At 53.9% G+C, this 1136-nt stretch carries 1 protein-coding gene; it reads left to right on the top strand.

The features are described 5' to 3' along the window. Positions 1–1116 (top strand): IS3-like element ISRaq1 family transposase gene (locus DXU84_RS24910; protein ID WP_153376843.1). Its coding sequence is split into 2 segments (ribosomal slippage), with 1117 coding nucleotides annotated over them: positions 1–254 and positions 254–1116; the frame shifts between segments, so codons are not numbered across the junction. This gene is flagged as partial in the annotation. Positions 1117–1136: the final 20 nt, after the last annotated feature.

Here is a 1136-nt window from a genome sequence, read left to right as displayed (position 1 = left end):
GAAGCGTTTTTCCGACGAACAGATCATCAGTATCCTCCGCGAGGCTGAAGCCGGGGTTTCTGCCCGTGAGCTCTGCCGTAAGCACGCCATTTCCGACGCCACCTTTTACACCTGGCGTAAGAAGTATGGCGGTATGGAGGTGCCCGAGGTTAAGCGCCTGAAGTCGCTTGAGGAAGAGAACGCCAGGCTCAAGAAGCTGCTTGCCGAAGCCATGCTGGATAAGGAGGCGCTTCAGGTGGCTCTGGGGCGAAAGTACTGACGACAGACCAGAAGCGGGAAGCCGTGATGTTGATGTGTGATGCGACCGGTCTGTCGCAACGTCGTGCCTGCAGGCTTACAGGTTTGTCCCTGTCGACCTGCCGTTATGATGCTCAGCGTCCGGCTGCTGATGCACATTTATCAGGGCGTATTACTGAGCTGGCGCTTGAACGCAGACGTTTTGGTTATCGGCGTATCTGGCAGTTGCTGCGTAGGGAGGGCCTTCACGTCAATCACAAGCGGGTATACCGTATTTACCACCTTAATGGACTGAGCGTAAAACGCAGACGACGCCGTAAAGGGCTGGCGACCGAACGGTTTCCGCTTCTTCGCCCGGATGCGCCGAACCTTACATGGTCGATGGATTTCGTTATGGACGCACTGGTCAACGGTCGCAGGATCAAGTGCCTGACCTGTGTGGATGATTTCACGAAGGAGTGTCTGACGATCACCGCTGCTTTCGGTATTTCAGGCGTTCAGGTCACGCGTATTCTGGACAGCATCGCGTTGTTTCGGGGCTATCCGGCGACAATAAGAACCGATCAGGGCCCGGAATTTACCTGCCGCGCGCTCGATCAATGGGCCTTTGAGCATGGTGTGGAACTACGGCTTATCCAGCCAGGTAAGCCAACGCAGAACGGATTTATTGAGAGTTTTAACGGACGCTTTCGCGATGAGTGTCTGAACGAACACTGGTTCAGCGATATCGTTCACGCCAGGAAAACCATTAACGACTGGAGGCAGGATTATAACGAGTGTCGTCCACATTCGGCACTGAATTATCTGACGCCATCAGAGTTTGCAGCACGGTGGCGAAATGGAAAATGTGAAGGTAAACAAACCGACATTACTAACTGACGGTTGTATCTAATCCTGGG

Source organism: Rahnella sp. RcJ3, from assembly GCF_009498575.1.
GTDB lineage: Bacteria > Pseudomonadota > Gammaproteobacteria > Enterobacterales > Enterobacteriaceae > Rahnella > Rahnella aceris.
This window is presented reverse-complemented; position numbering and strand designations above follow the sequence as displayed.